The sequence below is a fragment of the Thioalkalivibrio sp. ALJ24 genome (assembly GCF_000377785.1).
In the GTDB taxonomy this organism is placed as follows: domain Bacteria; phylum Pseudomonadota; class Gammaproteobacteria; order Ectothiorhodospirales; family Ectothiorhodospiraceae; genus Thioalkalivibrio.
Map to the genome: position 1 here is coordinate 278,359 of NZ_KB898725.1, position 22,863 is coordinate 301,221.

General features: G+C 65.5%; 24 protein-coding genes. 19 read left to right on the top strand and 5 right to left on the bottom strand.

Translation table 11 applies throughout. From position 1 onward, the window contains the following. The first annotated feature begins 82 nt into the window (after positions 1 to 82). The 5 genes from D571_RS0103615 (at position 83) to rnd (ending at position 4,099) form a co-directional block, all read left to right on the top strand. On the top strand, positions 83 to 1,129 hold the full coding sequence (locus D571_RS0103615; RefSeq protein WP_018869798.1) for a rod shape-determining protein: 1,047 nt from the start codon (positions 83 to 85) through the stop codon (positions 1,127 to 1,129). Positions 1,130 to 1,210: 81 nt separating this feature from the next. Then, positions 1,211 to 2,074, top strand: a complete 864-nt coding sequence (gene mreC / locus D571_RS0103620) for a rod shape-determining protein MreC (RefSeq protein WP_255349490.1) — start codon at positions 1,211 to 1,213, stop codon at positions 2,072 to 2,074. Then, a complete protein-coding gene (gene mreD, locus D571_RS0103625) occupies positions 2,071 to 2,562 on the top strand; it encodes a rod shape-determining protein MreD (protein WP_018935312.1) in 492 nt (163 codons plus the stop codon). The genes mreC and mreD overlap by 4 nt, the downstream gene beginning before the upstream one ends. A gap of 81 nt (positions 2,563 to 2,643) precedes the next feature. After that, the gene (locus D571_RS0103630) at positions 2,644 to 2,946 is read left to right on the top strand and encodes a DUF1244 domain-containing protein (protein ID WP_018935313.1); all 303 of its coding nucleotides are present in this window, start codon (positions 2,644 to 2,646) and stop codon (positions 2,944 to 2,946) included. After that, a complete protein-coding gene (gene rnd, locus D571_RS0103635) occupies positions 2,939 to 4,099 on the top strand; it encodes a ribonuclease D (RefSeq protein WP_018935314.1) in 1,161 nt (386 codons plus the stop codon). Before D571_RS0103630 ends, rnd begins: the two co-directional genes overlap by 8 nt. Positions 4,100 to 4,146: 47 nt before the next feature. Here the strand turns inward: rnd and D571_RS0103640 are convergent, their stop codons facing one another. Then, positions 4,147 to 4,593 carry a hypothetical protein gene (locus D571_RS0103640; RefSeq protein ID WP_018935315.1) on the bottom strand — a complete coding sequence of 149 codons (447 nt, stop codon included), beginning with the start codon at positions 4,591 to 4,593 and terminating at the stop codon, positions 4,147 to 4,149. A 141-nt stretch (positions 4,594 to 4,734) separates the two neighbouring features. On the opposite strand from D571_RS0103640, the gene D571_RS14020 reads away from it, so the two are divergent. Together D571_RS14020 and msbA are read left to right on the top strand one after the other, a co-directional pair. After that, entirely contained in the window at positions 4,735 to 5,232 is a 498-nt protein-coding gene (locus D571_RS14020; protein ID WP_083916864.1) for a SprT-like domain-containing protein, read from the top strand. A gap of 105 nt (positions 5,233 to 5,337) precedes the next feature. After that, positions 5,338 to 7,131, top strand: coding sequence for a lipid A export permease/ATP-binding protein MsbA (gene msbA, locus D571_RS0103645; RefSeq protein WP_018935316.1), 1,794 nt, complete (start codon positions 5,338 to 5,340; stop codon positions 7,129 to 7,131). Positions 7,132 to 7,291: 160 nt separating this feature from the next. Here msbA and D571_RS0103650 read toward each other — a convergent pair whose 3' ends face one another. The 3 genes from D571_RS0103650 to D571_RS0103660 are packed head-to-tail and all read right to left on the bottom strand — an operon-like array spanning position 7,292 to position 9,716. Beyond that, positions 7,292 to 8,572 carry a 3-deoxy-D-manno-octulosonic acid transferase gene (locus D571_RS0103650; RefSeq protein ID WP_018935317.1) on the bottom strand — a complete coding sequence of 427 codons (1,281 nt, stop codon included), beginning with the start codon at positions 8,570 to 8,572 and terminating at the stop codon, positions 7,292 to 7,294. Next, positions 8,572 to 9,144, bottom strand: coding sequence for a D-glycero-beta-D-manno-heptose 1,7-bisphosphate 7-phosphatase (gene gmhB / locus D571_RS0103655; protein WP_018935318.1), 573 nt, complete (start codon positions 9,142 to 9,144; stop codon positions 8,572 to 8,574). The genes D571_RS0103650 and gmhB overlap by 1 nt, the downstream gene beginning before the upstream one ends. After that, positions 9,141 to 9,716: an SIS domain-containing protein gene (locus D571_RS0103660; RefSeq protein ID WP_018935319.1), complete on the bottom strand. Its 576-nt coding sequence runs from the start codon at positions 9,714 to 9,716 to the stop codon at positions 9,141 to 9,143. Before D571_RS0103660 ends, gmhB begins: the two co-directional genes overlap by 4 nt. A 140-nt stretch (positions 9,717 to 9,856) precedes the next feature. Between D571_RS0103660 and D571_RS0103665 the strand changes: the two genes are divergently transcribed. The 6 genes from D571_RS0103665 to D571_RS0103690 all read left to right on the top strand — a co-directional run bounded on the left by D571_RS0103665 (position 9,857) and on the right by D571_RS0103690 (position 15,653). Next, positions 9,857 to 10,888 (top strand): lysophospholipid acyltransferase family protein, encoded by a 1,032-nt coding sequence (locus D571_RS0103665; RefSeq protein WP_018935320.1) that lies wholly within the window; start codon positions 9,857 to 9,859, stop codon positions 10,886 to 10,888. After that, the gene (locus D571_RS0103670) at positions 10,878 to 11,972 is read left to right on the top strand and encodes a glycosyltransferase family 9 protein (RefSeq protein WP_018935321.1); all 1,095 of its coding nucleotides are present in this window, start codon (positions 10,878 to 10,880) and stop codon (positions 11,970 to 11,972) included. Before D571_RS0103665 ends, D571_RS0103670 begins: the two co-directional genes overlap by 11 nt. After that, complete coding sequence (locus D571_RS0103675) at positions 11,965 to 13,110, top strand: glycosyltransferase (RefSeq protein ID WP_018935322.1); 1,146 nt, start codon at positions 11,965 to 11,967, stop codon at positions 13,108 to 13,110. Before D571_RS0103670 ends, D571_RS0103675 begins: the two co-directional genes overlap by 8 nt. Before the next feature lie 64 nt (positions 13,111 to 13,174). Further along, complete coding sequence (locus tag D571_RS0103680) at positions 13,175 to 13,909, top strand: sulfotransferase family 2 domain-containing protein (RefSeq protein WP_018935323.1); 735 nt, start codon at positions 13,175 to 13,177, stop codon at positions 13,907 to 13,909. Positions 13,910 to 13,911: 2 nt separating this feature from the next. After that, complete coding sequence (locus D571_RS0103685; protein WP_018935324.1) at positions 13,912 to 14,751, top strand: sulfotransferase domain-containing protein; 840 nt, start codon at positions 13,912 to 13,914, stop codon at positions 14,749 to 14,751. Further along, a complete protein-coding gene (locus tag D571_RS0103690; protein WP_018935325.1) occupies positions 14,748 to 15,653 on the top strand; it encodes a sulfotransferase in 906 nt (301 codons plus the stop codon). Before D571_RS0103685 ends, D571_RS0103690 begins: the two co-directional genes overlap by 4 nt. A 17-nt stretch (positions 15,654 to 15,670) precedes the next feature. Here the strand turns inward: D571_RS0103690 and D571_RS0103695 are convergent, their stop codons facing one another. Then, positions 15,671 to 16,771, bottom strand: coding sequence for a glycosyltransferase (locus D571_RS0103695; RefSeq protein WP_018935326.1), 1,101 nt, complete (start codon positions 16,769 to 16,771; stop codon positions 15,671 to 15,673). Between the two features lie 212 nt (positions 16,772 to 16,983). Between D571_RS0103695 and D571_RS0103700 the strand changes: the two genes are divergently transcribed. The 6 genes from D571_RS0103700 to D571_RS13540 are packed head-to-tail and all read left to right on the top strand — an operon-like array spanning position 16,984 to position 22,849. Continuing rightward, positions 16,984 to 17,712 carry a sulfotransferase family 2 domain-containing protein gene (locus tag D571_RS0103700; RefSeq protein ID WP_018935327.1) on the top strand — a complete coding sequence of 243 codons (729 nt, stop codon included), beginning with the start codon at positions 16,984 to 16,986 and terminating at the stop codon, positions 17,710 to 17,712. A 17-nt stretch (positions 17,713 to 17,729) separates the two neighbouring features. Further along, positions 17,730 to 19,130 carry an O-antigen ligase gene (locus tag D571_RS0103705; RefSeq protein WP_232196928.1) on the top strand — a complete coding sequence of 467 codons (1,401 nt, stop codon included), beginning with the start codon at positions 17,730 to 17,732 and terminating at the stop codon, positions 19,128 to 19,130. Positions 19,131 to 19,132: 2 nt separating this feature from the next. Further along, the gene (locus D571_RS0103710; RefSeq protein WP_038046660.1) at positions 19,133 to 20,065 is read left to right on the top strand and encodes a glycosyltransferase family A protein; all 933 of its coding nucleotides are present in this window, start codon (positions 19,133 to 19,135) and stop codon (positions 20,063 to 20,065) included. Further along, positions 20,058 to 21,122, top strand: coding sequence for a sulfotransferase domain-containing protein (locus tag D571_RS14215; protein WP_198003769.1), 1,065 nt, complete (start codon positions 20,058 to 20,060; stop codon positions 21,120 to 21,122). The genes D571_RS0103710 and D571_RS14215 overlap by 8 nt, the downstream gene beginning before the upstream one ends. Before the next feature lie 18 nt (positions 21,123 to 21,140). Further along, entirely contained in the window at positions 21,141 to 21,896 is a 756-nt protein-coding gene (locus tag D571_RS14535) for a hypothetical protein (protein WP_232196929.1), read from the top strand. Then, positions 21,893 to 22,849, top strand: a complete 957-nt coding sequence (locus D571_RS13540) for a sulfotransferase (protein ID WP_156815756.1) — start codon at positions 21,893 to 21,895, stop codon at positions 22,847 to 22,849. Before D571_RS14535 ends, D571_RS13540 begins: the two co-directional genes overlap by 4 nt. The last annotated feature ends 14 nt before the right edge of the window (positions 22,850 to 22,863 follow it).

A 22,863-nucleotide genomic window follows, 5' to 3' on the forward strand; every position in this document is an offset into this window, starting at 1 on the left:
ACAACCCCGACCTTGCCCAAACCCGGGGCGATTGCTAGAGTCACGCACTTTCCCGCCGTTCACCCAAGCAGGTTCGTTCCCCATGCTCAAACGCCTTCTGGGGCTGTTCTCCAACGACATCTCCATCGACCTCGGCACGGCCAACACGCTGATCTACATGCGCGGGCAGGGCATCGTCCTGAACGAGCCCTCGGTGGTCGCGATCCGTCAGGACCGCGGCCCCGGCGGTCCGCGCTCCATCGAAGCGGTCGGGATCGAGGCCAAGAAGATGCTCGGGCGCACCCCGGAGCACGTGGTGACCATCCGGCCGATGAAGGACGGCGTGATCGCCGACTTCACCACCACCGAGAAGATGCTGCAGTACTTCATCAAGAAGGTGCACGAACGGCGGATCTTCCGGCCCAGCCCGCGCGTGCTGGTCTGCGTGCCCTGCGGCGCCACCCAGGTGGAACGCCGCGCGATCCGCGAATCCGCCTTCGGCGCCGGGGCGCGCAAGGTCTACCTGCTGCAGGAACCGGTAGCCGCGGCGATCGGCGCCGGCATCCCGCTGGACGAGGCGGTCGGCTCCATGGTGCTGGACATCGGCGGCGGCACCTCCGAGGTGGCCGTGCTGTCGATGAACGGCATCGTCTATTCCGAGTCCGTACGCATCGGCGGCGACACCTTCGACGAGGCCATCATGGCCTATGTGCGCCGGAACTACGGCGTGCTGATCGGCGAGGCCACCGCCGAACGCATCAAGCACGCGGTGGGCTCCGCCTATCCGGGCAAGGAGCTGCTGGAGATCGAGGTCAAGGGCCGCAACCTGTCCGAGGGCGTGCCGCGCTCGTTCACCCTGAATTCCAACGAGATCCTCGAGGCCCTGCAGGATCCGCTGTACGGGATCGTGTCCGCGGTACGCACGGCGCTGGAACAGACCCCGCCGGAGCTGGGGTCCGATGTCGCCGAACGCGGCATCGTGCTGACCGGCGGCGGGGCCATGCTGCAGCAGATCGACCGTCTCCTGATGGAGGAGACCGGCATCCCGGTGGTCGTGGCCGACGACCCCCTCACCTGCGTCGCCCGCGGCGGCGGCCGGGTCCTGGAAATGCTCGACGAGAAGCGGGTCGACTTCCTCTCCATGGAGTAAACTCCGGTCCCGGGCACGTTCCCGGGAGTCGCCCCGCGTTCCGGAGGTTCGGTTATCAGCAAGCCACTGTTCAGACTGGGCATCTCGCCCACGCTGCGCCTGCTGTTCGTGGTCCTGCTGGGGATCGCACTGATGGTGCTCGACCACCGCCTGAACGAACTGCAGACCGTGCGCAGCGTACTGGCGACCATCGCCCATCCGATCCAGGTGGCGGTGGATGCGCCCATCCGCGCCGGCTCGCGGGTCATGGAATCGTTCTCCAGCCGCGAGGATCTGGTCGTGGAGAACCGGATCCTGCGCCGCGAGAACAGCGAGCTGCGCGCCCGCCAGCTGCGTTTCGAGGCCCTGCAGGCGGAAAACGACCGCCTGCGGGCCCTGCTCAACACCGCCCGCCAGGCCGACGAAGAGGTCCAGGTCGCCCAGATCCTGTCGGTGGACCTCGATCCCTTCCGCCAGCAGATCGTACTCGACAAGGGGCAGCGGGATGCGGTGTATTCCGGGCAGCCGGTGATCGACGCCGACGGCGTGGTCGGGCAGATCCTGTCCGCCGAACATGCCAGCGCCACGGCCCTGCTGATCTCCGACCCCGGGCATGCACTGCCGGTGCTCAGTGAGCGCACCGGCCTGCGCGGCATCGTGGTCGGCACCGGCAACCCCCAGCGCCTGCGAATGCGTCATGTCCCGCCGCAGGAAGACATCAGGGAAGGCGATCTGCTGCTGACCTCCGGGCTGGGCGGGCGCTTCCCGGCGGATTACCCGGTCGCCCGCGTCACCTCGGTGGAACGCCCGCCGGGCGAGGCCTTCCTGTCCATCGAAGCGGCGCCGCTGGCGGCGCTGGACCGCTCGCGCGAGGTCCTGCTGCTGTGGACCCGTGACACGGACCGCGACGCCATCCCGACGCCGCTGCCCGCGGAACGCGACCCGGCGGCCGACGACCAACCATGAGCGGCGGCACGGGCATCCCCTGGCCGATTCCGCTGAGCCTGCTGGCGGCCCTGGCCCTGGCCATCGTGCCACTGCCCGGCGGGCTGCCCCCCGTGCGCCCGGAATGGCCCGCGCTGGTGCTGATCTACTGGGCCATGGCCTTTCCGCAGCGGGTGGGCGTGCTCACCGCGTTCGTCACCGGGTTGCTGCTGGACGTCCTGCTCGGCCAGCTGCTGGGCCAGAACGCGGTCGCGATGGCCCTGGTCGCCTACCTGAGCATCCAGCTGCATTCGCGCCTGCGGGTCTATCCCGTCTGGCAACAGATGATCGTGGTCCTCGTGCTGATCGCGCTGTACAAGCTGGTGGCGCTTTGGCCGCAGGGACTGACCGGGCTGCCGCCGGGCAGCGTGTGGTACTGGGCGCCGGTGCTGACCAGCGCCCTGGTCTGGCCCCTGGTCTTCGTGCTGCTGCGCGGAGCGCGCAAGCGCTGGCTCCTGCACCTGACCTGAGAGCGTACGCCAGCCATCGCGCGCCCCCGTCGGGCTGCGGCATACTCACTCTTTCCATTCATCGCCCTGGCGGAGAACCCCATGGACCCGAACAAGCAGACCGAGATCGAGGCCGCGGTTTTCCGGCGGCTGCTGCAGCACCTGGACGAGCGCAAGGACGTGCAGAACATCGACCTGATGAACCTCGCGGGCTTCTGCCGCAACTGCCTTTCGAAATGGTACGTGGCGGCCGCCGAGGAACGCGGCGAGACGATCGATTACGAGGCGGCGCGCGAGATCGTCTACGGCATGCCCTACTCCGAATGGAAGGAGCGCTATCAGAAGCCGGCCAGCAGCGAGCAGCTGGAGGCCTTCGAGCAGAACCGCCCCGACGACCATGCATGATCACGGCCTGATCGAGACACCGGAGGCGCTCGAGACATTCCTGCAGGCGATCCACGGCGCGCCGTGGATCGCTCTGGATACCGAATTCCTGCGGGAGAAGACCTACTACCCGAAGCTCTGCCTGATCCAGGCGGCGACCCCGGAGCACATCGCCAGCATCGACCCGCTGGCCCTGGACGTGAAGCGGCTGGCCCCGCTGCTGCACGACCGCTCGGTCACCAAGGTCTTTCACTCCGCCTGGCAGGACATGGAGATCCTGCTGCGCGAAACCGGCGACGTGCCCGCTCCGGCGTTCGACACGCAGATCGCCGCCGCAATGCTGGGACATGGCGACCAGGTCGGCTACGCCAACCTGGTCCGCGCGGTACTGGATCACGAGCTGGACAAGAGCCAGACCCGCACCGACTGGTCGCGCCGTCCGCTGGATCCGGAACAGCTGGCGTATGCCGCCGACGATGTGCGCTATCTCGCGGCCCTGTACCAGCAGATGCACGCGGAACTGGAGAGCAGTGGACGCCTGGAATGGCTGCAACCGGAGATGGACGCCCTCGCCGACCCAGAGGCCTACCGCGCGGATCCCGAGGCGGCCTGGCGCCGGGTCTCCGGACACAAACGCCTGAAACCGCGCGAACTCTCCGTACTCCAGGCCGTGGCCGCATGGCGCGAACGCACGGCGCAGAGCAGCGACCGGCCGCGCAAATGGGTGCTCTCCGATGACCTCCTGCTCGAAATCGCGCGCCGCGCGCCGTCAGGCAGCGCACAACTGCGCGGGCTGCGCGGTTTCCCGTCGGGTATGAACGAAGACCGGGTGCAGGGCCTGCTGGAGGCGATTCGGACCGGCCGTGAACGGCCACAAGCGGAATGGCCGGCACTGCCGAAACCGAGGCCTCTGGCGGAAGCCGAAGAGGTGCTCGCCGACATGGCCATGGCCCTGCTGCGAGAACTCGCCCGCAGGCAGGCGATCACACCCGCAGCCATTGCGCAGCGCAAGGACGTGGTCGAACTGATAAGGGGACGACCGGAAGACAGTCGTCTGGGCAGCGGCTGGCGCCACCACGTGGCCGGCGCCGAGATCCAGCGCTGGCTGGAGGGCAAGACCGCCCTGACGCGCGATGCGCAGAGCGGCGTCGGCATTCACCCGGCCGCGGGGTGAGCTGCAGCGGGCCGCCCGACCCCGGCCCGGGAACACACCCCCGCAGATCAGGCGGCCTTGTAAACGCCCCGGCGTGGCGAGGTCAGGCGCCCCTGCCGTTTGAGATAGGCCAGGGTCTGACTGATGTTGCGGGTGTCCAGACCCGCCTTTTCGGCCTCGGACTTGATGTCCTTGACGCTCATTTCTGGCTGCGAGGCGACGATGTCGCACAGCTTCTGGCTAATGGAACCGCTGCCGCCGCGGCGCCCCCCACGCCCGGAACCGGCCTTGCGGCGCCCGCCGGCGCGTCCGCCCAGTTCCTCAATCTGGCGGTCGATCTCGCGCAGCTCGGCCTTGTGCCGGGCCACCATTTCACGGCGCTTTTCCCTCAGCGCCTCGCGCTTTTCACGACGCTCGGCTTCCTTGCGTTCTTCTTCCTCGCGCTCGCGTTCACGCGCCAGGGCATAAAGTTCTTCGGCCGAAAGCTCGGAGGCCTTCTTGTCATCCACGGTCATGCTTGTCTCCATTGTTCGTTTCGTTATCTTCCCGTTCCGAGCGATTTAAACCCCGAAAAAGACCACAGGGCATAAGATGTTGCGATCGATGCTTCTTTTGACAAATATGCCACGAAATCCGGCCCGAAACCAAAACATCACATGAATCTTGACCCTGAATCGCGCGACCGAATTTGCCGGCGCACACGCTCGTTTTATATCGAAGCTACCGGCCGACCCGCATCCTGTACCCCACAGGTTCTTTTTGATCTGCGCGGTCGAGCCGCCGGTCAGTTCCGGGTTCACCGCGGACATATGGCCATTCGTTTCAACCCCGAGGCCTTTGTGTGCGACTGGGACACGCATTTCCCGGATACCATCGCACACGAAGTGGCCCACGCCGCAGTGCATGCCCTTTATCCGGGACGCCGAGTACGACCGCATGGTGCGGAATGGCAAGCCATCATGGGTCACCTGGGCGTCGCGCCGCGCGTGCGGCATGCTACTCCGCTCACACCCGCACGCCGGCAACGAACCTATGCTTATATCTGCGACTGCACGCAGCACGCACTCAGTCCGCAACGCCATGCCCTGATTCGGAACAAGGGGTATCGCTACCAGTGCCGCCAATGCCGGGGATGGCTGCGCCCGGCCGAATGACGAGCCCACGGACGCCCCAGCCATGCGGCGGCGGTCTGTTATCATGCTGCTCCGGTTTCGCAGTCCACCCCGCGGCCGGTGTTCCGACCAGGATCCCGCAATCGCATGAAGAGAAAAGCCCTCGACGCCACCCACCCCAGCGCCGGCGAATCCTGGCGCCTGTTCCGCCGCATCTTCGAGTTCATCAAACCCTACTGGCGCATGGGGATCGTGGCGATCATCTCGATGATCCTGGCCGCCGCCGGCCAGGCCGCCTTCGCCTGGATCATTCAGCCGCTGGTGGATGGCACGTTCATCGAACAGGACCCCGATGCCCGCATCTGGGTCCCGCTGGGTCTGGTCGGGATCTTTTTCTTCTACGCATTCACCACCTTTGCCGCGCAGTACACGGTGGCCTGGGTCGGACGCAAAGTGGTCAAGGACATCCGGCAGGCGGTATTCGATCAGTATCTGCGCCTGCCGGCGGGCTTCTTTGACCGCCATTCCTCCGGTACCCTGCTGGCCAAGCTGACCTATAACGTCAATCAGATCAGTGCCGCGGCCTCCAAGGCCATCCTGATCCTGGTGAAGGACAGTTTCACCATTCTGTTCCTGTTGATGTACATGACCTGGCTCAGTGGCTGGCTGATGCTGATCGTGTTCGGGCTGGCGCCAGCGGTGGCCCTGGTCATCAGCGGGGCCAACAAGCGTTTTCGCAAGTTCAGCCGGCGCATGCAGCGTTCGGTAGGGGATTATGCCCAGGTTGCGGAGGACAGCATCCGCGGGCATTCGGAGGTCAAGATCTTTGGCGCCGAGGACTATGAATCCGACCGCTTTCGCAAGATCAATGACCGCCACCACCGCCAGTTCATGCGTTACAAGACGGTGGAGGCCGCCAGCCAGCCCCTGTCACAGTTCGGTGCGGTCATCGCGCTCGCGATCATCGTTTATCTCGCCACCATGGACATGGTGATGGAAACCATCACCCCCGGGGGCATGATTTCGTTCATCGCGGCCATGCTCCTGCTGCTCCCGCCGCTCAAGCGGGTGGTCAAGGTCAACTCGGAGATCCAGAAGGCGCTGGCCGCGGGCGAGAGCGTGTTCGAGGTACTGGATACCGCCCCGGAGCCGGATCACGGCGAACGCCGCCTGGAACGGGCCGAGGGACATATCGAGGTTGACCATGTCTGGTTCCGCTATCCCGAGACCGAGGAGTGGGTGCTGCGCGACATCTCGCTGGAGATCCAGCCCGGGCAGACCGTGGCCCTGGTCGGACGTTCCGGCAGCGGCAAGAGCACCCTGGCAAGCCTGGTCCCGCGCTTCTACGAACCCGAGCACGGAGAGGTACGGCTGGACGGACACCCGGTGCGCGAATACCGTCTGCGCGACCTGCGCGGGCAGATGGCGCTGGTCAGCCAGCAGGTGGTGCTGTTCAACGATACCGTGGCCAACAACATCGGCTACGGCCTGGCACGCGAACCCTCCGCCGAAGAGTTGCACGAGGCTGCACGCGCGGCCAACGCCCTGGAGTTCATCGACGACCTGCCCGACGGCTTCGACACCGTGGTGGGCGAGAACGGCGTGATGCTCTCCGGCGGGCAGCGGCAACGGCTGGCAATCGCCCGCGCCCTGCTCAAGGACGCACCCATCCTGATCCTCGACGAGGCCACCTCGGCGCTGGACTCGGAGTCCGAGCAGAAGATCCAGGACGCTCTGGAACAGCTGATGCGCGGGCGCACGACCCTGGTGATCGCGCACCGCCTGTCCACGGTGGAAGACGCCGACCGCATCCTGGTGCTGGACGACGGCCGGGTGGTGGAATCCGGCACGCACAACGAGCTGATGGAGGCCGGCGGGCATTACGCCGCGCTGCAGAAGGGCCAGTTCGGCGAGGAAGAACAGGCCGGCCCCGAAGAATGATCTTCCGGCGCTGCCCCGGCTGGCGGCGATTCCGGAAAGTCACCCCCGGACCCTGCCGGTTCGCGTGCGAGCACGCGAACCTGGCCGGTGGACGCTCTCGATCCGGCCATAACCGATCGGCCGGTTCTGTGCCAGGGAGCCGCGCGGCGCCGACGCGGAATCAGCCTGCCGCCACCGTCTCCTCCAGCACATCCAGGACCCGCGCCACGGCACCGCGCCCGGAGGCCACCACGTCCTGGCCGGCTGCGGCCATGCGCCGCCCTCGTTCCGGATCCTCGAACAGTCCAGCCAGCGCTGCGCCCAGCGCGTCGCCATCGGGAACCTCGATGCGGGCCTCCACGGCATCCAGGGCGCGGGCGACGGCGGCAAAATTCGACACGTCCGGGCCGGTGAGCACCGGTCGTCCCAGGGCCGCCGGCTCCAGCAGGTTCTGTCCGCCCAGTGGCACCAGACTGCCACCGACGAAGGCCAAGTCGGCCGCCGCGAGATAGAGCCCCATCTCGCCGAGGGTATCCCCCAGCAGCACGTCGGCCTCGCGGTCCGCTCGGCCGGGCGCGTCCGCCTGCAGCGAGCGTCGCGCCACCGACAGGCCCGCGTCCGCGGCCGCCCGCGCCACGGTATCGAAACGCTGCGGGTGACGCGGCACCCAGATCAGCCGCGCGTCCGGATGGCGCCGGCGCAAGGCGGCATGGGCCGCCAGCACGGCCTCGTCCTCGCCCTCGCGGGTACTGACCGCCGCCCACACCGGCACCTCCGCGGACCACAGGGCGGCGCGCAGTGCCGCGCCCCCCTCGGCCCCCGCAGGCGGGTCGCGATCGAATTTCAGGTTGCCGCCCACCTCGACCCGCGACGGCGGCGCGCCGAGGATGCGAAAGCGCTCCGCCGCAGCGGCATCCTGCGCGAGGATCCGCCGCGGCACGCCCAGCACCTCGCGGATCAGCGGCTGCCGGCCCTGATAACGCCGGAACGCACGATCCGAGAGCCGGCCGCTGGCCAGCACCAGGGGCACCCCGGCGCGCTCGCAGGCCGCGAACAGATGCGGCCACAGTTCGGTCTCCACGATCACCCCGCCACGCGGTCGGGCCGCCGCCACGAAGCGCCGCACGGCCCCGGGGAGATCCAGCGGCAGAAAACGGTGGTGGACGTCGTCGATGCCCGCCGCCGTGATCCGCGCCGCGCCCTCGGGCGTGGTAGTGGTCACCAGCACGGGCACTTCGGGAAAGCGCTCGCGCAGCCCCCGCACCAGCGGCAGGGCGGCCTCCACCTCGCCCACCGAGGCAGCATGCACCCACCACGCCCCCGTCGGCGGCGCGGCACCCCGGCCGAACCATTCCAGACGCCGCGCCGCCGGGACGTGGTTGCGCACGGCACGCCGCCACAGGACCGCCCCCATGACCGGCGCCAGCAGGCGTGACAGGACCGCGTAACCGGCGCGCCGCATCAGGAGCGTTCCGTCTCCAGCAGCGCCGCCGCCTCCAGCAGGGAACGGATCCGGCGTGTCTGCGGATCCGCCTGCAGCGCAGCCGCCTGTTCCGCATCCGGGATCTCCGGGGCGAACAGCAGCCGCGTGCCCACCCCCGCACGGCGCGCGGCCTCCAGGTCGGAGGGGCGATCCCCCACCAGTACCGAATGCGCCAGATCCACGTTCAGCGCGTCGCGCGCCCGCAGCAGCATGCCCGGGGCGGGTTTGCGGTCCGGACAGTCGCACCGCCAGGGCTCCAGCGCATCGCGCGGATGGTGCGGACAGTGATAGACCGCATCCAGACGCCCGCCGTGTTCGGCAAACCGTGCCCGCATCCACTGCGTCAGCCGCTCGAAGTCGTCCTCGCCGTAGTACCCGCGGCCGATCCCGGACTGGTTGGTGACCACCACCACGGGGTAGCCGGCGGCACCGGCCCGGGCCACCAGCTCGAAGATCCCGGGCATGAAATCGAAGTCTTCGGGTCGGTACACATAGGCGTGATCCACGTTGATCACGCCGTCACGGTCGAGGAACAGCGCCGGCCGGCTCACGGGGCCGCGCCACCCTGCGCGCGGGCGACCAGGGCGTCTTCCACCACGGCGCACAATAGATGCCCGATGATCCCGTGCACCTCCTGCACCCGCGCGGTCGCGGCGTCCGGCACCGCCAGCAGGTGGTCCACCGTGGGGCCGGCGGGCAGCCCCCGCGCGCCGGTCAGCGCGACCGTGGTCAGGCCCTGGCGCCCGGCTGTTTCCAGCGCGCGCAGCACATTGGGCGACTCGCCCGAGGTGGTGAAGCCGACCAGCACGTCGCCGGGGCGCCCCAGCGCCTCGACCTGCCGCGCGAATACATGCTCGTAACCGAAGTCGTTGGCGATGGCCGTCAGCACCGAGGTGTCGGTCGTCAGCGCAACCGCTGCCGCACCCGGCCGCACCACGCGGTAACGGCACACGATCTCGGCCGCGATGTGCTGGGCATCCGCGGCACTGCCGCCGTTGCCTGCAAGCAGGATCTGGCCGCCGGCATCCAGGCTGGCCAGCCAGCGCCGCGCGACGGCCTCCACCTCCCCGAGGAATTCCGCATCCTCGGCCAGTTGTCCGAACAGCCGGCTGGCGGCCTGCAACTCTGCTGCGATCCCTTCCTGCACGCATTCCTCACTTTCGGGGGGCGACCCCGGAGACGGCCACCGGCGACGCCCCGTCCCGGCGGTCCCGAATGTACAATGCGCGTCATTATCTACCCGACACCCGACTTCGACCAACGATGACATCGCAACGCCGCGAACGAGCCTGGCATCCGGCCAACTGGGGACAGGCCCTGGCCATCGCCCTGCTGTGGTTGCTCGCCCGCCTGCCCTGGCGCCTGGCGATCCGCCTGGGCACCGGGCTGGGCCACCTGCTCTACTACCTGGCGCGGGACCGGCGCTACGTGGTGCGCCGCAACCTCGAGCTGTGTTTCCCGGACCTCGACCCGGAAGAACGCGAACGCTGGGTGCGCGCGAACTTCGGCTACACCGGTCGGGGGGTGGCCGAGGTGGCACTGGGCTGGTTCGGCGGACCGGCGGTGGATCGCGTGCCGTGCCGCTTCCACGGGATGGAGCACCTGGAGGCGGCGCACGAGGCCGGTGACCCGGTGATCCTGCTGTCCGGGCATTTCTCCTGCATCGAGATGGCCGGTCGGCTGTTCGGCGCGCAGGTGCCCATGGCCGCGATCTACAAGCCCATGGACAAGAAGCCGGTACTGGAACGCGCCCTGCGGCACGGCCGCGAGCGCAAGCTGGAACGCGTGATCTCCAAGGACGACATCCGCGGGATCCTGCGCAAGCTGAAAAAGGGCGGGACCATCTGGTACGCCGGCGACCAGAACATGCGGCGCACCGAGCAGGTGTTCGCGCCGTTCTTTGGCATGCAGGCCTCCACCACCACCGGCCTGTCGCGGCTGGCGCGCATGGGTCGGGCGCGCGTACTGCCGATGTTCTATTACGTGAACGACGCCGGCGACGGTTACGAGTTCGTGGTAGGGCCGCCGCTGGAAGACTACCCGAGCGAGGATCGCGCCCGCGACGCCGCCCGCATGAACGCGGTGCTGGAAGACGCGGTCCGGCACGCGCCGCAGCAGTACTTCTGGGCCCATCGGCGGTTCAAGACCCAGCCCGAGGATGTACCCGACCCGTACCCGGGCCTACGGACCAAGCATATCGGGCGCATGCCCTGGCAGAAGAACAAGAAAAAGAAGGCCCTGAAGAAAAAGCGCAAGAAGGCCGCCCGCGAACAGGGCCCGGACGATGGCCCCTGAGTACTCGGCCGACCGCCCGCTGATTCAGACCCCGCCGGATGAGCTGTGCCTGCTGCGGCTGTCGGCCCTGGGTGACTGCACCCACGTCGTCCCGGTGGTGCGCAGCCTGCAGGCCGCCTGGCCGCAGACCCGCATCACCTGGATCATCGGGCGGCTGGAACACCGGCTGCTGGAAGGACTGCCCGGGGTCGAATTCGTGGTCGTGGACAAGAATCGCGGCCGCCGCGCCTACGGCGACCTGCGCCGCGCCCTGCGCGGCCGCCGCTTTGACGTCCTGCTGCAGATGCAGGTCTCGCTGCGCGCCAGCCTGCTGGGCCTGCAGGTCCCCGCGCGTCTGCGCCTGGGCTTCGACCGCCAGCGCGCACGCGACTTCCAGTGGCTGTTCACCCGCCACCGCATCGCCCACCGCCCGCGCGAACACGTGCTCGACGGCTTCTTCGGCTTCGCCGAGGCGCTGGGCGTGAGCGAACGCATCCTGCGCTGGGACATCCCGGTGCCGCGGGAGGCCCGGGCCTGGGCCGAACAGCACCTGCCCGCCGACCGACCCTGGCTCGCCATCAACCCGTGTTCCAGCGCGCGCTTTCGCAACTTCCGCAACTGGGCGCCCGAACGCTACGCGGCGGTGGCCGACCACGCCGCCGAACGCCACGGCATGGGCATCGTGCTGACCGGCGGCCCCACGCAGCTCGAGCGCGAATACGGCGAGGCCATCGCCGCGCAATGCCGCCACCCCGTCACCAACCTGGTCGGCCGGACCGACCTCAAGCAGTTGCTGGCGGTGCTCGAACGCGCGCAGGTGCTGGTCTCGCCCGACTCCGGCCCCGCCCACATGGCCAACGCAACCGGCACCCCGGTGATCGGCCTGTACGCCGGCTCGAACCCCGACCGCACCGGCCCCTATTGCAGCCGGCAATGGGTGGTCAACCAGTACCCCGAGGCCTGCCGGGCGGCATTCGGCAAGCCGCCCGAGAACCTGCGCTGGGGCCGGCGCGTGCGCGAACCCGACGTGATGGAGCGCATCACCGTCGCTCAGGTGACCGAGCGGCTGGATGCGCTGCAGCAGGCAGCCCCGTCCGATGCGTGAACCCGGCAGCGGCCCCATTGCCCTGTTCTTCGCGACCTCCGGACACAGCGGGGTCGATCGCGTGGTGGCCAACCTGGTCCGGGAATTCGCAAACGTGGACCGGCCATTCGACCTGGTAGCGATCGGCGGGCACGGACCGTATATCGACGAGCTTCCGGACAACGTCCGCCATGTCCCGCTGCGGGCTGCCCACCGCAACACGGTCCTGCCCGCGCTGATCGCTTATCTCCTGCGCCACCGCCCCCGCGCCCTGTACACCGCCAGCCACCGGCTCAATCGCGCGGCGCTGCTCGCGCGCGCACTGGCCCGACCGCGCATGCCGGTCGCGATCCGCATGGGCATGTCAGTCGCCGCCACGCTGGAGGCCCTGCCCGGGCGCAGAGCCCGGCGCCTGCAGCGCTCCATGCAACGCTGGTATCCCCGCGCGGATGCCGTGATCGCTCCGTCGGCCGGTGTCGGTGAGGACCTCCAGCGACTCGCCGGCGTGGCTCAATCGCGTCTGCACGTCATCCCCAACCCGATCGTGACCCCGGCCCTGCTGCAACAGGCCAGCGAGGATCCCGATCACCCGTGGCTGGCGGAACACCGCGACCCGGCGGTCCCCGTGATCCTGGGCACCGGCTCTCTGGAACCGCGAAAGGATTTCGCCACCCTGCTGCGCGCCTTCGCGCGCCTTCGGACACAACGCCCGGCCCGTCTGGTCATCCTCGGTGAAGGCCGCGAACGTCCGACCCTGGAAGGGCTGGCACGCGAACTCGACATCATGGACGACCTGTGCCTGCCCGGCTTTCAGGGCAACCCCTACGCCTGGATGGCCCGCGCCGATGCCTTCGCCCTGACCTCGCGACGCGAAGGCTCCGGAGCCGTGCTGGTGGAGGCCCTCGCCTGCGGCACCCCGGCCGTTACCACGGATTGCCCCACCGGCCCGGCCGACATCCTCGGCCATGGCCAACACGGCCCGGTCGTGCCCGTGGGCGACGACGCGGCCCTCGCCGATGCACTGCAGCAGCTGCTGGACAGCCCCCCCTCGGCGGACACCCTGCGACAGGCCACCGCCCCGTTCGATGCCACCCGCTCCGCCCGCGCGTATCTGGCCGCACTCGACCTCGCTCACCCGCCGGCATCCTCCGACCACTGATTGGTCGCGTTCCCGCGCCTGTGATCTAATCCACCCAGCCAGTCGCCCGACAAGGCCCGTCATCGTGATCATCTCGCACCGCAATCGCTTCATCTTCATCAAGACGCGCAAGACCGCCGGCTCCAGCCTGGAAGTCGGGCTTTCGCGCGCCTGCGGGCCCGAGGACATCATCACGCCCCTGAGTGCCAATCGCGGAGAGGAAGAGCTGCGCCGGGCCGAAGGTGGCCAAGGGCCCTCCAACCACCACAAACGGCTGCTGGAACACCGTGGCTGGAAGGAATGGCGCCGGTTGCTGCTGCGCGGGCAGCGTGCCGAATACGGCGAGCACTCAACCGCCCGGGAGATCCGTGCACTCGTCGGGCCCGAGACCTGGCGGACCTGTTTCCGCTTCACCATCGAGCGCAACCCCTGGGACCGGGCCCTGTCGCGCTACTGGTGGCAGAAACATCGCTGGGAAGAGAAGGGGCGAGCTGACTTCCCGAGCGTTAGCGAATACCTCGCCTGGCTGGAGGAAAACAAGCCGCACTGGCTCAGCAACTGGGATCATTACACCATCGATGACGAGATCGCCGTGGACCGGGTCCTGCGCTACGAAAACCTGAATGCCGAATTGTCGGAACTGCAGCAGGAACTGGGCCTGGATGCCGACATTCGGCTGCCCGAGCAGCGGGCCAAGGGCGGCTTTCGCCAGGGGCGACAGGACTACCGCGAGATCCTGACCGATACCGACCGGGCGATCATCGACCGCGTCTGCCGGCGCGAGATCGACGCCTTCGGCTACCGCTTCGAGGACGGCTGAACATGGCTGCCATTTCCCGCAATCGCGGCCCGCTGCGCCGCGGTGTCCAGCGCATCCGGCGCCGCTGGCGGCGCCGGCGTGCGGACGTCCACCTGATCTCCTACCCCAAATGCGGGAGGACCTGGCTGGTCGTGCTCCTCAGCAAGTCCCTCGAACTGCATTACGGAATCCGTCTGCGCAAGCCGCTGCGCCTGCGGGGCTATGCCCGCCCCTGGCGCGACATCCCCTACATCCTGCAGCACCACGACGGCGGTCCGGAATTCCTGCTCCCGGAGGAGCTGGAACAGGACAAGAGCGACTATGCGGGGCGCAAGGTCGTCTTCATGGTCCGCGACCCCCGGGATGTCCTCGTTTCGTCCTATTTCCAGAAGACCCGCCGCAACGCGAACTACCAGGGCCGCATGGAAGACTATGTCAGGGAACGGCGCGGCGGGATCGAGACATTGGTCGATTTCTACAATATCTGGGCGCGCAACCGTGACGTGCCGGGCGATTTTCTGTTGCTGCGCTATGAAGACCTGCACGCCGACACCACCGGCCAGCTCCGGCGAGTGCTCGAATTCATCGGCATGCAGGACGTATCCAAGGAAACCCTCCGGGCCGCGGTGGATTTCGGCCGCTTCGACAACATGCGCCAGCTGGAATCCCGCAACGCGATGGGGAGCAGTTCGCTGGCCGCTCGCGACGCCGACGACACCGAAAGCTACAAGACCCGCAAGGGCGAGGTCGGCGGCTACCGCGAATACCTCGACGGCGAAAGCCTCGAATACGTCGAGGCCATCATCAACGAACGTCTGGACCCCTGGTACGCGGGCTACCGCTATTTCAGCACGGCATCATGACCACTCACGCGACGCCCCCGGTCATCATCATCGGCATGCACCGCTCGGGCACCAGCCTGCTGACCCGGGTGCTGCAGCAGGCCGGATTCTTCATGGGCGTCGGCGCCAGCCGCAACGAAGAGGCGGCCTTCACCAACGCGATCAACGCCTGGCTCTTCCGCGAGGCCTCCGCGACCTGGGACCGCCCGGAGTCGTTCGACTGGTTACTGGAGGACGAAACACTCAGGCCGTGGCTGCTGGACTACATGGAAGGGGTCGTGCGCGGGCCGGCCAGCCTGCGCTTTCTCGGGTTACGCCGCGGTCTGCGCGGCGGCGGCATGCCCGGGCAAACCGCTCCCTGGGGCTGGAAAGATCCGCGCAATACCTACACGCTGCCGCTGTGGCTGGAGCTCTTTCCGCAGGCCCGGGTGCTGCACATCACGCGGCACGGCGTGGATGTGGCGGCAAGCCTGCGCGCCCGCCGCCGCGGGGTCTTCGACAAGCGCGTGCGCCGCTATCGATCCCTGCGGGGGTGGTATCGCAATCACCCCGGCGCCCCGGCGCGGCGCGGTTTCGCTCCCCAGGTACGGTGCCGTACGCTGGAAGGCGGCTTCTCTCTGTGGGAAAGCTACCTGCAGCGGGCCCAGGAGCATGTCCGGGCCCTGGGACCCAATGCGATGGAGATCGCTTACGAGGACCTGCTGAGAGATCCGGCGCGACTGCTGCCGCAGGCCCTGGAGTTCTGCGGCTGCCCCCCCCATGCCGAACGGGTGGCTGCTGCAGCGACGAGTTTCCGTCCCGACCGAGCCCACGCCTGGCAGCATAATGAAGAGCTGCGCGCCTTTGCTGCCAGCGTATCCGACCGCCTTGCCCGGCTTGGTTATGCCCCGTCTGCCGAGAATGCCCCGGCCAGAACCGGATAACGGCAGCCGGCAAGGTGTCACGAACGCGCGGCAGGCGACTCGTCCTTCACGAGCCCCATGACTTGCGCATACCGAAGGGCGACGCGGTCGCTGCGGAAGCGATCCAGGCCTTCGCGGATCCGCCCCTCCCCGGGCGGGTTTTCCAGCGTCGCCTCCAGGGCTGCGGCCAGTGCATCCGCGTCTCCCACCGGCACGAGCGGCCCGATCCGCCCGTGCTGAAGAATCTCGGCCGGACCGGAAGGACAGTCGGTGGCCACCGCCGGCGCTCCGGCCGCCAGCGCTTCGATCAGGACGTTACCCAGTCCTTCATAACGCGAAGAAAGGCAGAAGACCCCGGCCCGGGCGAAATAGGGCAACGGGTCCGGGACATAGCCGGGAAGGTCAACGGCCTCCGCCACCCCCAGCCGCCGTGCCTGGTCCAGCAGGGCTTCACGCAGGGGCCCCTCGCCCAGGATCACCAGTCGCACCGCACGCCGTTCGTGCAGCCGGGCGAAGGCCTCCAGCAGCGTGGCAAAGTCCTTCTGCGGTGTCAGGCGACCAGCCCCGACAATGACCGGCGGTCCGTCACCGGCGAACCAGGGATGATCCACGGGCGCCTTCACGCGCTCGGGAATGTCCGGGGTTACGGTCGGGTTGTAGATTACCTCGATCCGTTCGGGATCCACGTCAAAATGCTCGATCAGATCATCCCGGACGCCTTCGGAGATCGCGATGACCCGGTCGGCATGCCGGTACAGCCACCGCGCCGAACGCCGCTTGAATCGGCGACGCAACGTCTGGCTGGGAGTGTTGGTCACCTTCACGAACACCGGCGACGGCACCCATCTCAGCATGCGCCCCAGCACCGCCACCTTGGCCGAATGATCCTTGGCGGTCAGCACCGCCGCAGGTGGTTCCTGCCGCAGCAGACGCCGCAGTTTGAACAGGCTGTCGAACTTGCCCCTGCTCTGAAGATCCACCACCTCGACGGCCGCCGGGAGTTCCTCCGGGTAGGGCACCTGTCCGCCACGGGTCAGCACAAGCCGGGGCCGGATGCCCAGTTGCAGGAACTCCCGACACAGGATCAGCATCTTGCGCTCGATCCCGCCCCAGGCCTTGAAGGGTGCGAAAATCACCAATCTCGAACTCAATGCCACCGCTCCCGTTCCTCGGCCGGAATGAAGGCACGCACTCACCATACTCGATCTCGTGTACACATATGATGCATCCTGCGAAATTCCACATCCGGCTTAATCGTGACGGGCTCAAATGAGCCGCTCATCTGGTCGGCCCTGCTCGGTTTGTGGTGTAATAAGACCGATAATCTCGCCAAACACCGGGGGCCCGCCGGATGATCGTTTGCCACCGGCACCGTTTCATCTTCATCAAGACCCGCAAAACCGCCGGCAGCAGCATCGAGATCGCGCTCTCCCGCCTTTGCGGCCCCGGAGACATCGTCACGCGCCTGAGCTCGGAGCGGGGCGAAGAAAGACTCCGACAAGAAGAGGGCGGCTATGGCCCCACCGGCGACCGGAAGCCCGTTCTTGCACACCGTGGGTTCCGGGAGTGGCGCCGGCTGCTTACGCAGGGACAACGCGCACGCTGGAGGCAGCACACTACTGCACGAACTCTTCGCGAGCTGCTTCCTAGCCATGTATGGGACAGCTATCTCAAGATCACGGTCGAGCGTAACCCATGGGACCGTGCCCTGTCGCGGTACTGGTGGATGAAGGGCCGGCGCGAAGAACAGGGGCAGACGGATTTCCCCAGCGTGTCCGAGTACCTGATCTGGATGGAGAAAAACAAGCCTCAGTGGATCTCTAACTGGGCACACTACGCCATCGACGATGGCCTGCTCGTCGACCGGGTTCTTCTTTACGAACGGCTCGACTCGGATCTGGCCGAACTCGCGCAAACGCTCGGGGTCGACGCGACGCAATTGCAACTGCCAGAACAAAAGGCAAAAGGCGGGTTCCGGAAAGACACACGCTCATACCGGGATGTACTCGGCCAATCAGACAGGACCCTTATCGAGCGGGTCTGCCAACCCGAGATCCGTGCGTTCGGATATCAATTTTAAGCGACGCGATGGTCATAATGGAAACAACCGCTGAGCCCGGCTCCGAGGGCAAAAAAGGCCTCGGGCCACTCAGACACTGGGCCATAGGCTCGGCATACGGCTTCGCCTTCTTCGGGTCCATTAGCATATCCCTGGGCCAACTGTTCCAGGCAATCATGCTGGTGCTGGCCATCATTATCGTCATCCGGCACTGGTCTTCACTGCGCAGTTCCCCGATGCTCTGGGTAACGGTGGGGTTCATCCTCTACGTCATAGGGCGCGGGACAGCAGCGGCGCTTTTAGAACGCCCCGACATGGCTGCCGAACAATGGGAGGGAACCGGTGACTGGGTCCGAACCGGGCCGCTCCCCATCCTGCTGATGGGCCTGATGCTGGCAGCGAGCGGCAACTGGATACGTCATTCGCTCGGCATCGTGGTCACCTGGGCACTGGGCTTCCTGCTGATGCTGGCCAGCGGCTTTTCCTTGTCGGAGTTGCATGCCGCCATTTTCGAAGGACATCGCTACATGGAGGGTGTCAACCCCTGGATTGATGGCCTCAAACTCGCGACCCTAGTTTTAGCGGCTCTCGCCCTGGCGCCCGCCCTGCTGGGACAGACACGAGGCTGGGGACTGGCATGGCGAATCACCCTCTGGACCTGCGCAACGACCATGGCGTTGGTCGGGATCGTTGTCTTTCAGGCCCGGACCATCTGGCTTGCCACTCTGATCGGTCTCCTATTCCTGGTGCCGGCCATGCTCTGGTTCGGCCGGCGGGAACTCTCGGGGAAACATTCTCGCACGATCGGCGTCACCATTCTGCTCGGAGTAATCACGGCGGCAGGGGTACTCGCCTCATCATGGGACAACATTCAGGACCGGTGGGCCGCGGGCGACCAGGGTGAATTCCTCCGGGGGATGATCACCACACCACCGAGCAACTGGATCGAGGAGCTGCCCTCAGACGGGCAGGCCATCCGGGCCGCTTATCTGGTGACAGGGTTCGAATATCTCATGGAACGCCCCATGATGGGATACGGGCCAGCTGATCCGCGATATCTCCGATTCGAGGACCCTGATCTTCCCGACGTCCTTGAAGGCCGGCAGGGGCATTTCCATAACGGCCACCTTGAGATCATGCTCCGGTTTGGAGGCATTGGATACGCATTCATCGTCATGACCATCCTGCTCTCCATCAATGAAATACGCATTCAGGTGAGACGAAAAAATGCAGCGCGCTTCCTGGCACTTGCGACAGCTGCGTTCCTGATAACGTTCCTAGTCGCATCACTGGCCAGTGCAAATCTTAATCGTTTCCGGGTGGAACACCTTTATGGAATCATGTTCGGGGTGATGTGGGCCGCCGCATTCGCCCGAAAACTCGGATGGGACAGCATCCGACCAACTGCCCCCCCCATTCAATCCAACGAACCGAGCTAACCGTGCGGATTGTCGTCTTTTCCTACAACCGGGGCCGTTACCTGCAAAATTGCCTCGCCTCGCTGTTTCGGCATGCACCCCATTATCCCGTTACGGTGATGGATGATGGCAGCACTGACCCCGCGGTGGACACCGCGCTGGAAGCGTTTGGCGAGAAGATTCGTGTGATACGGAACGACCGCGCAAGCACTGCATATCTGGGCGGTCTCTACGCAAACATGCAGCAAGCCCTGGATGATCGCGGCGGTGACGACCTGGCCCTGTTCATCCAGGACGACCAGCAGATCGTGAGGGATCTGAACGATCGGGACGAGCAACACTGGAAGCGCTTTTTCGCAGTCCATCCGGAAGCCGTGGAACTCGCCACGACGTTCCTCAAGGCCAACCGGCGCCCCGGTTCGCTCAACTTCCACATCGACCCGGAAGTGCCAGTTTATTTCCGCGATGACTCAGTCAGCCGCCGTGCCCATTTTGCTGCCACCGGGCTGTTTCACACCGCTCGCCTGCGTGAAGCCAACTGGGGCTTCATGCCTACCGAAGGCGAAAACAACCAGCAGGCTCGCGAACTCGGCGTCAAAATGGGATTTACACCGTATCCATTCATGATGTGGCTCCCCAATGCCGAGAGCTCAAAATTCCGGCGCAAGAGCCTCCTTCACCGCTTCGCCGAATGGTATCGGGAAGTCGGATTCTATCCGTACGAACCCATGACCCCGTCCGAAGTGAAGTGGCTTTACGAACGTGACCTGAGCATATTACCGCTTGCCCAGGAAGTCCTTCGGCCGACGGGCATGAAGGAAGACCAAAAATGGCTCTTCGAAGATGCGACGAAATCAATTCGCTTCATTCATCGACGTCTGAAACGCAAGAAAAAGAGGGAGGCCGCTCGCGCAAGAAACAAGGACCGCAATCATGGAGGGCACTCCGGTGACTGACCTCGTCATCCACATGGGCATGCCAAAGACTGGCACGACAACACTGCAGGGTAACGTATTCTCGCAGCTACCCGGCTTTCTCGGAAAAGAAAAGCAGGGTCGGTGCCTGTCCGGCACCCGCGAGGCGGCGCAAGGGTTGACGCGGCTTATGGAACGCCATTTTCGCAACGGTATGGACGAGTCGCTGCGTCAGGAGCTAGTCCGGTGGCGTACTGATTGCATGCGACTCTTTCAGGCGCAGCATACGGACCGGGAGCTTTCGGGTCCTCTCATCCTGAGCGAAGAGCGGCTCGCCATGTGGCCTGTAAACAAGGGCCACGTATCCAAGTGGCCAATCCAGCCGGGTTCCCGACGATCGACCGTCGGCAACCTCCCTGATCGGCACCACCCTGCACCTTTCGTTGCATTCCTCCAGGCTGTTCGAGAAGAGCTGTGGCCTGACGGGCGCGTCAAGGTTCTGCTCACCCTGCGTAACCAGGCGGACTGGCTAGCATCCCACTACAGCCATATGAGCAACCGCATCCCCGGTGCTTGTCAGAGAGACTTTGAAGCTCGTGTAAAGATGCTCATCAGAGCGCCCGAACCATTCCTCGAGTGGTCTGCATGGGTAGAACAAATCACCGCCACTGTGGGAACGGACAATACTTGTGTACTACCGATGGAGTTAATCGGGACACGGCAATACTGGGAGCAGCTGAGCGAGTTCCTACATTTGGAGCAACCGATCTGGCGTTGGGAATCCTTTGCGTCCCACCCGCGCAACGTGCGTCCCAAATCAGCGCCGGACACATGGAGCTTGCGCCCACTCAACAGCAAAAAACTCTTGTCGCCCCTTTTGGGCGAAGGCAAGCGTTCGGCGTTTGAGTGGACATTAAAAGTTATTCGCCGAATCGAACCCTGTTTTCGCCCTTTATTTTCCATCACCATCGATCGGGCCAGGGACGAAAAAATCACCCTGACCCCGGAGTTGCGAGCACAGATAAAGGAAGCGTTTCATAGCGGCAATACAATGTTGTCCCATACGCTGGAGACCGACCTTTCCCAGCTGGGGTATTGACGAAGGTAGTTTTAGCCGATGCTGATCTCTCACAAATACAAATTCATCTTCATCAAGACCGGAAAGGTCGGCGGGACATCACTGGAGATGGCCCTTTCAAGGTTCATGGACCCCGAAGACATCATCACTCCACTTACCTGGGGTGATGAGAAGGAACGCTACCAACGCGGCTACCCTACAGCACAGAACTTCGAACAGGCATTGCGCGGCCTGACGCCCCGACAATGGCCACGCTGGTTCCGTTCAGCTATCGGCACTCGATTAGGCAACCGGGAAAAGGCCTTGCGAGCAACAACCAGAGCTCCCAAGCGCTACTGGGACCACATGCCCGCCAGGGCGATACGTGAGCGCGTGGGCGAAGAAGTCTGGAACTCGTACTACAAATTTTCCATTGAACGAAACCCTTGGGATAAAATGGTTTCTCGGTACTTCTGGGACCCCAAGAAGCGGAAGGCCGGGCTTTCATTCAGGGAATTTATTCTTTCCGGGAACGGACTGAAGAGCAATTTCAACTACTATACCCTCAACGGCATCCTTGGCGTAGATCGATTGATCCGCTATGACCGACTAAACGAAGAGCTGGGCGACGTGTCCCGTGAGCTCGGACTACCGGAGGATGTAGGCGAAACTCTCCGGGGCCTTTCTGCCAAGGGGGGGTATCGCAAAGGCCGAGATGTGGTGAGCCTTTATGATGACGAGACGCGAAGGATTGTGGAGGTCTTCTTCGCAAGGGAGATTCAGTTGCTGGGTTTCGAGTTCGAGGAGTGCCCGTGACGGAAAGCAAGATTTTTGTGATCTCCCTGCACCGCACGATGACTCGCAGCACGGACATCCTTCTGTCCAGCCTAGGGTACACCACACTCCATTTTCCCAAGTTCTTCAATGGCGAGAATCTGATGGAGGCAGTACGTGGGCTGGAGGATAATCCTGAAGAGGTACTGCAACGGCTGACCCCACTCATAGAGTCACGTGACGCCTTCAGCGACGTCCCGTTTCCGGGCCTTTACCCGCAGCTCGCCGAGCGCTGGCCAGATAGCCGCTTCATACTAGTCCATCGTGACCCTGACCACTGGGAACGTAGCGCCCGCGGCCATATGAAGGATCGGAAACTGTCACCCTACAACCGGATTCAGTACCGTCTCTACGTGGATGCAAACATCCAGCGATTGCCTGAGCTTCCGAAGGGAAGGCTTGCGGAAATCCACGAACAACACACGCATCAGGTACGGGAGCATTTTGAGAAACATCTGGGTGAGGCAGATCGCCTTTGTACTGTGGACATCGCAGACGGCAACGCCGGGGAACAAATCTGCGCATTTCTGGGGCACGATCCGATACCCCTCCCCCGGCTTTCGGGACGCCCGTCCCCCGAGGATATGAAGACAAGCCGCGAGTGGGTGGAGGCTTGCCCTTACAAATCTGATGCCCGGTATTTCCTGGCTACCAACCTCCTGAACGCCGGAAGGGTTAAGGAAGCCCGGGAGCATCTGCGCTGCGCGATCCAGCACGAGCCGGACCAGCCGAAGCCGTATGCCATGTTGTCCGAGATTCTCGAACGGGAAAACGACCGCGAAGCCGAGGTGATGGCTCATCACGCAGTCCGGTGCGGGCTGATACGCCCGAGGCTCTGCTCCCGCGCAGCCCGTGGGCGAGCGCGAGCGGGCCACTGGAAAGAGGCTTTTTCGCTCTGGATGACCGGTCTCACCCATCGCGTGCGACGCCACTGAAACGTCGTGTGTCT

Bases quoted from the DNA above. Each gene is read 5' to 3' on its own strand.
- D571_RS0103615 (WP_018869798.1), top strand. From the start codon at position 83: ATGCTCAAACGCCTTCTGGGGCTGTTCTCCAACGACATCTCCATCGAC.
- mreD (WP_018935312.1), top strand. From the start codon at position 2,071: ATGAGCGGCGGCACGGGCATCCCCTGGCCGATTCCGCTGAGCCTGCTG.
- D571_RS0103630 (WP_018935313.1), top strand. From the start codon at position 2,644: ATGGACCCGAACAAGCAGACCGAGATCGAGGCCGCGGTTTTCCGGCGG.
- rnd (WP_018935314.1), top strand. From the start codon at position 2,939: ATGCATGATCACGGCCTGATCGAGACACCGGAGGCGCTCGAGACATTC.
- D571_RS0103640 (WP_018935315.1), bottom strand. From the start codon at position 4,593: ATGACCGTGGATGACAAGAAGGCCTCCGAGCTTTCGGCCGAAGAACTT.
- D571_RS14020 (WP_083916864.1), top strand. From the start codon at position 4,735: ATGAATCTTGACCCTGAATCGCGCGACCGAATTTGCCGGCGCACACGC.
- msbA (WP_018935316.1), top strand. From the start codon at position 5,338: ATGAAGAGAAAAGCCCTCGACGCCACCCACCCCAGCGCCGGCGAATCC.
- D571_RS0103650 (WP_018935317.1), bottom strand. From the start codon at position 8,572: ATGCGGCGCGCCGGTTACGCGGTCCTGTCACGCCTGCTGGCGCCGGTC.
- D571_RS0103665 (WP_018935320.1), top strand. From the start codon at position 9,857: ATGACATCGCAACGCCGCGAACGAGCCTGGCATCCGGCCAACTGGGGA.
- D571_RS0103670 (WP_018935321.1), top strand. From the start codon at position 10,878: ATGGCCCCTGAGTACTCGGCCGACCGCCCGCTGATTCAGACCCCGCCG.
- D571_RS0103675 (WP_018935322.1), top strand. From the start codon at position 11,965: ATGCGTGAACCCGGCAGCGGCCCCATTGCCCTGTTCTTCGCGACCTCC.
- D571_RS0103685 (WP_018935324.1), top strand. From the start codon at position 13,912: ATGGCTGCCATTTCCCGCAATCGCGGCCCGCTGCGCCGCGGTGTCCAG.
- D571_RS0103690 (WP_018935325.1), top strand. From the start codon at position 14,748: ATGACCACTCACGCGACGCCCCCGGTCATCATCATCGGCATGCACCGC.
- D571_RS0103700 (WP_018935327.1), top strand. From the start codon at position 16,984: ATGATCGTTTGCCACCGGCACCGTTTCATCTTCATCAAGACCCGCAAA.
- D571_RS0103705 (WP_232196928.1), top strand. From the start codon at position 17,730: ATGGAAACAACCGCTGAGCCCGGCTCCGAGGGCAAAAAAGGCCTCGGG.
- D571_RS14535 (WP_232196929.1), top strand. From the start codon at position 21,141: ATGCTGATCTCTCACAAATACAAATTCATCTTCATCAAGACCGGAAAG.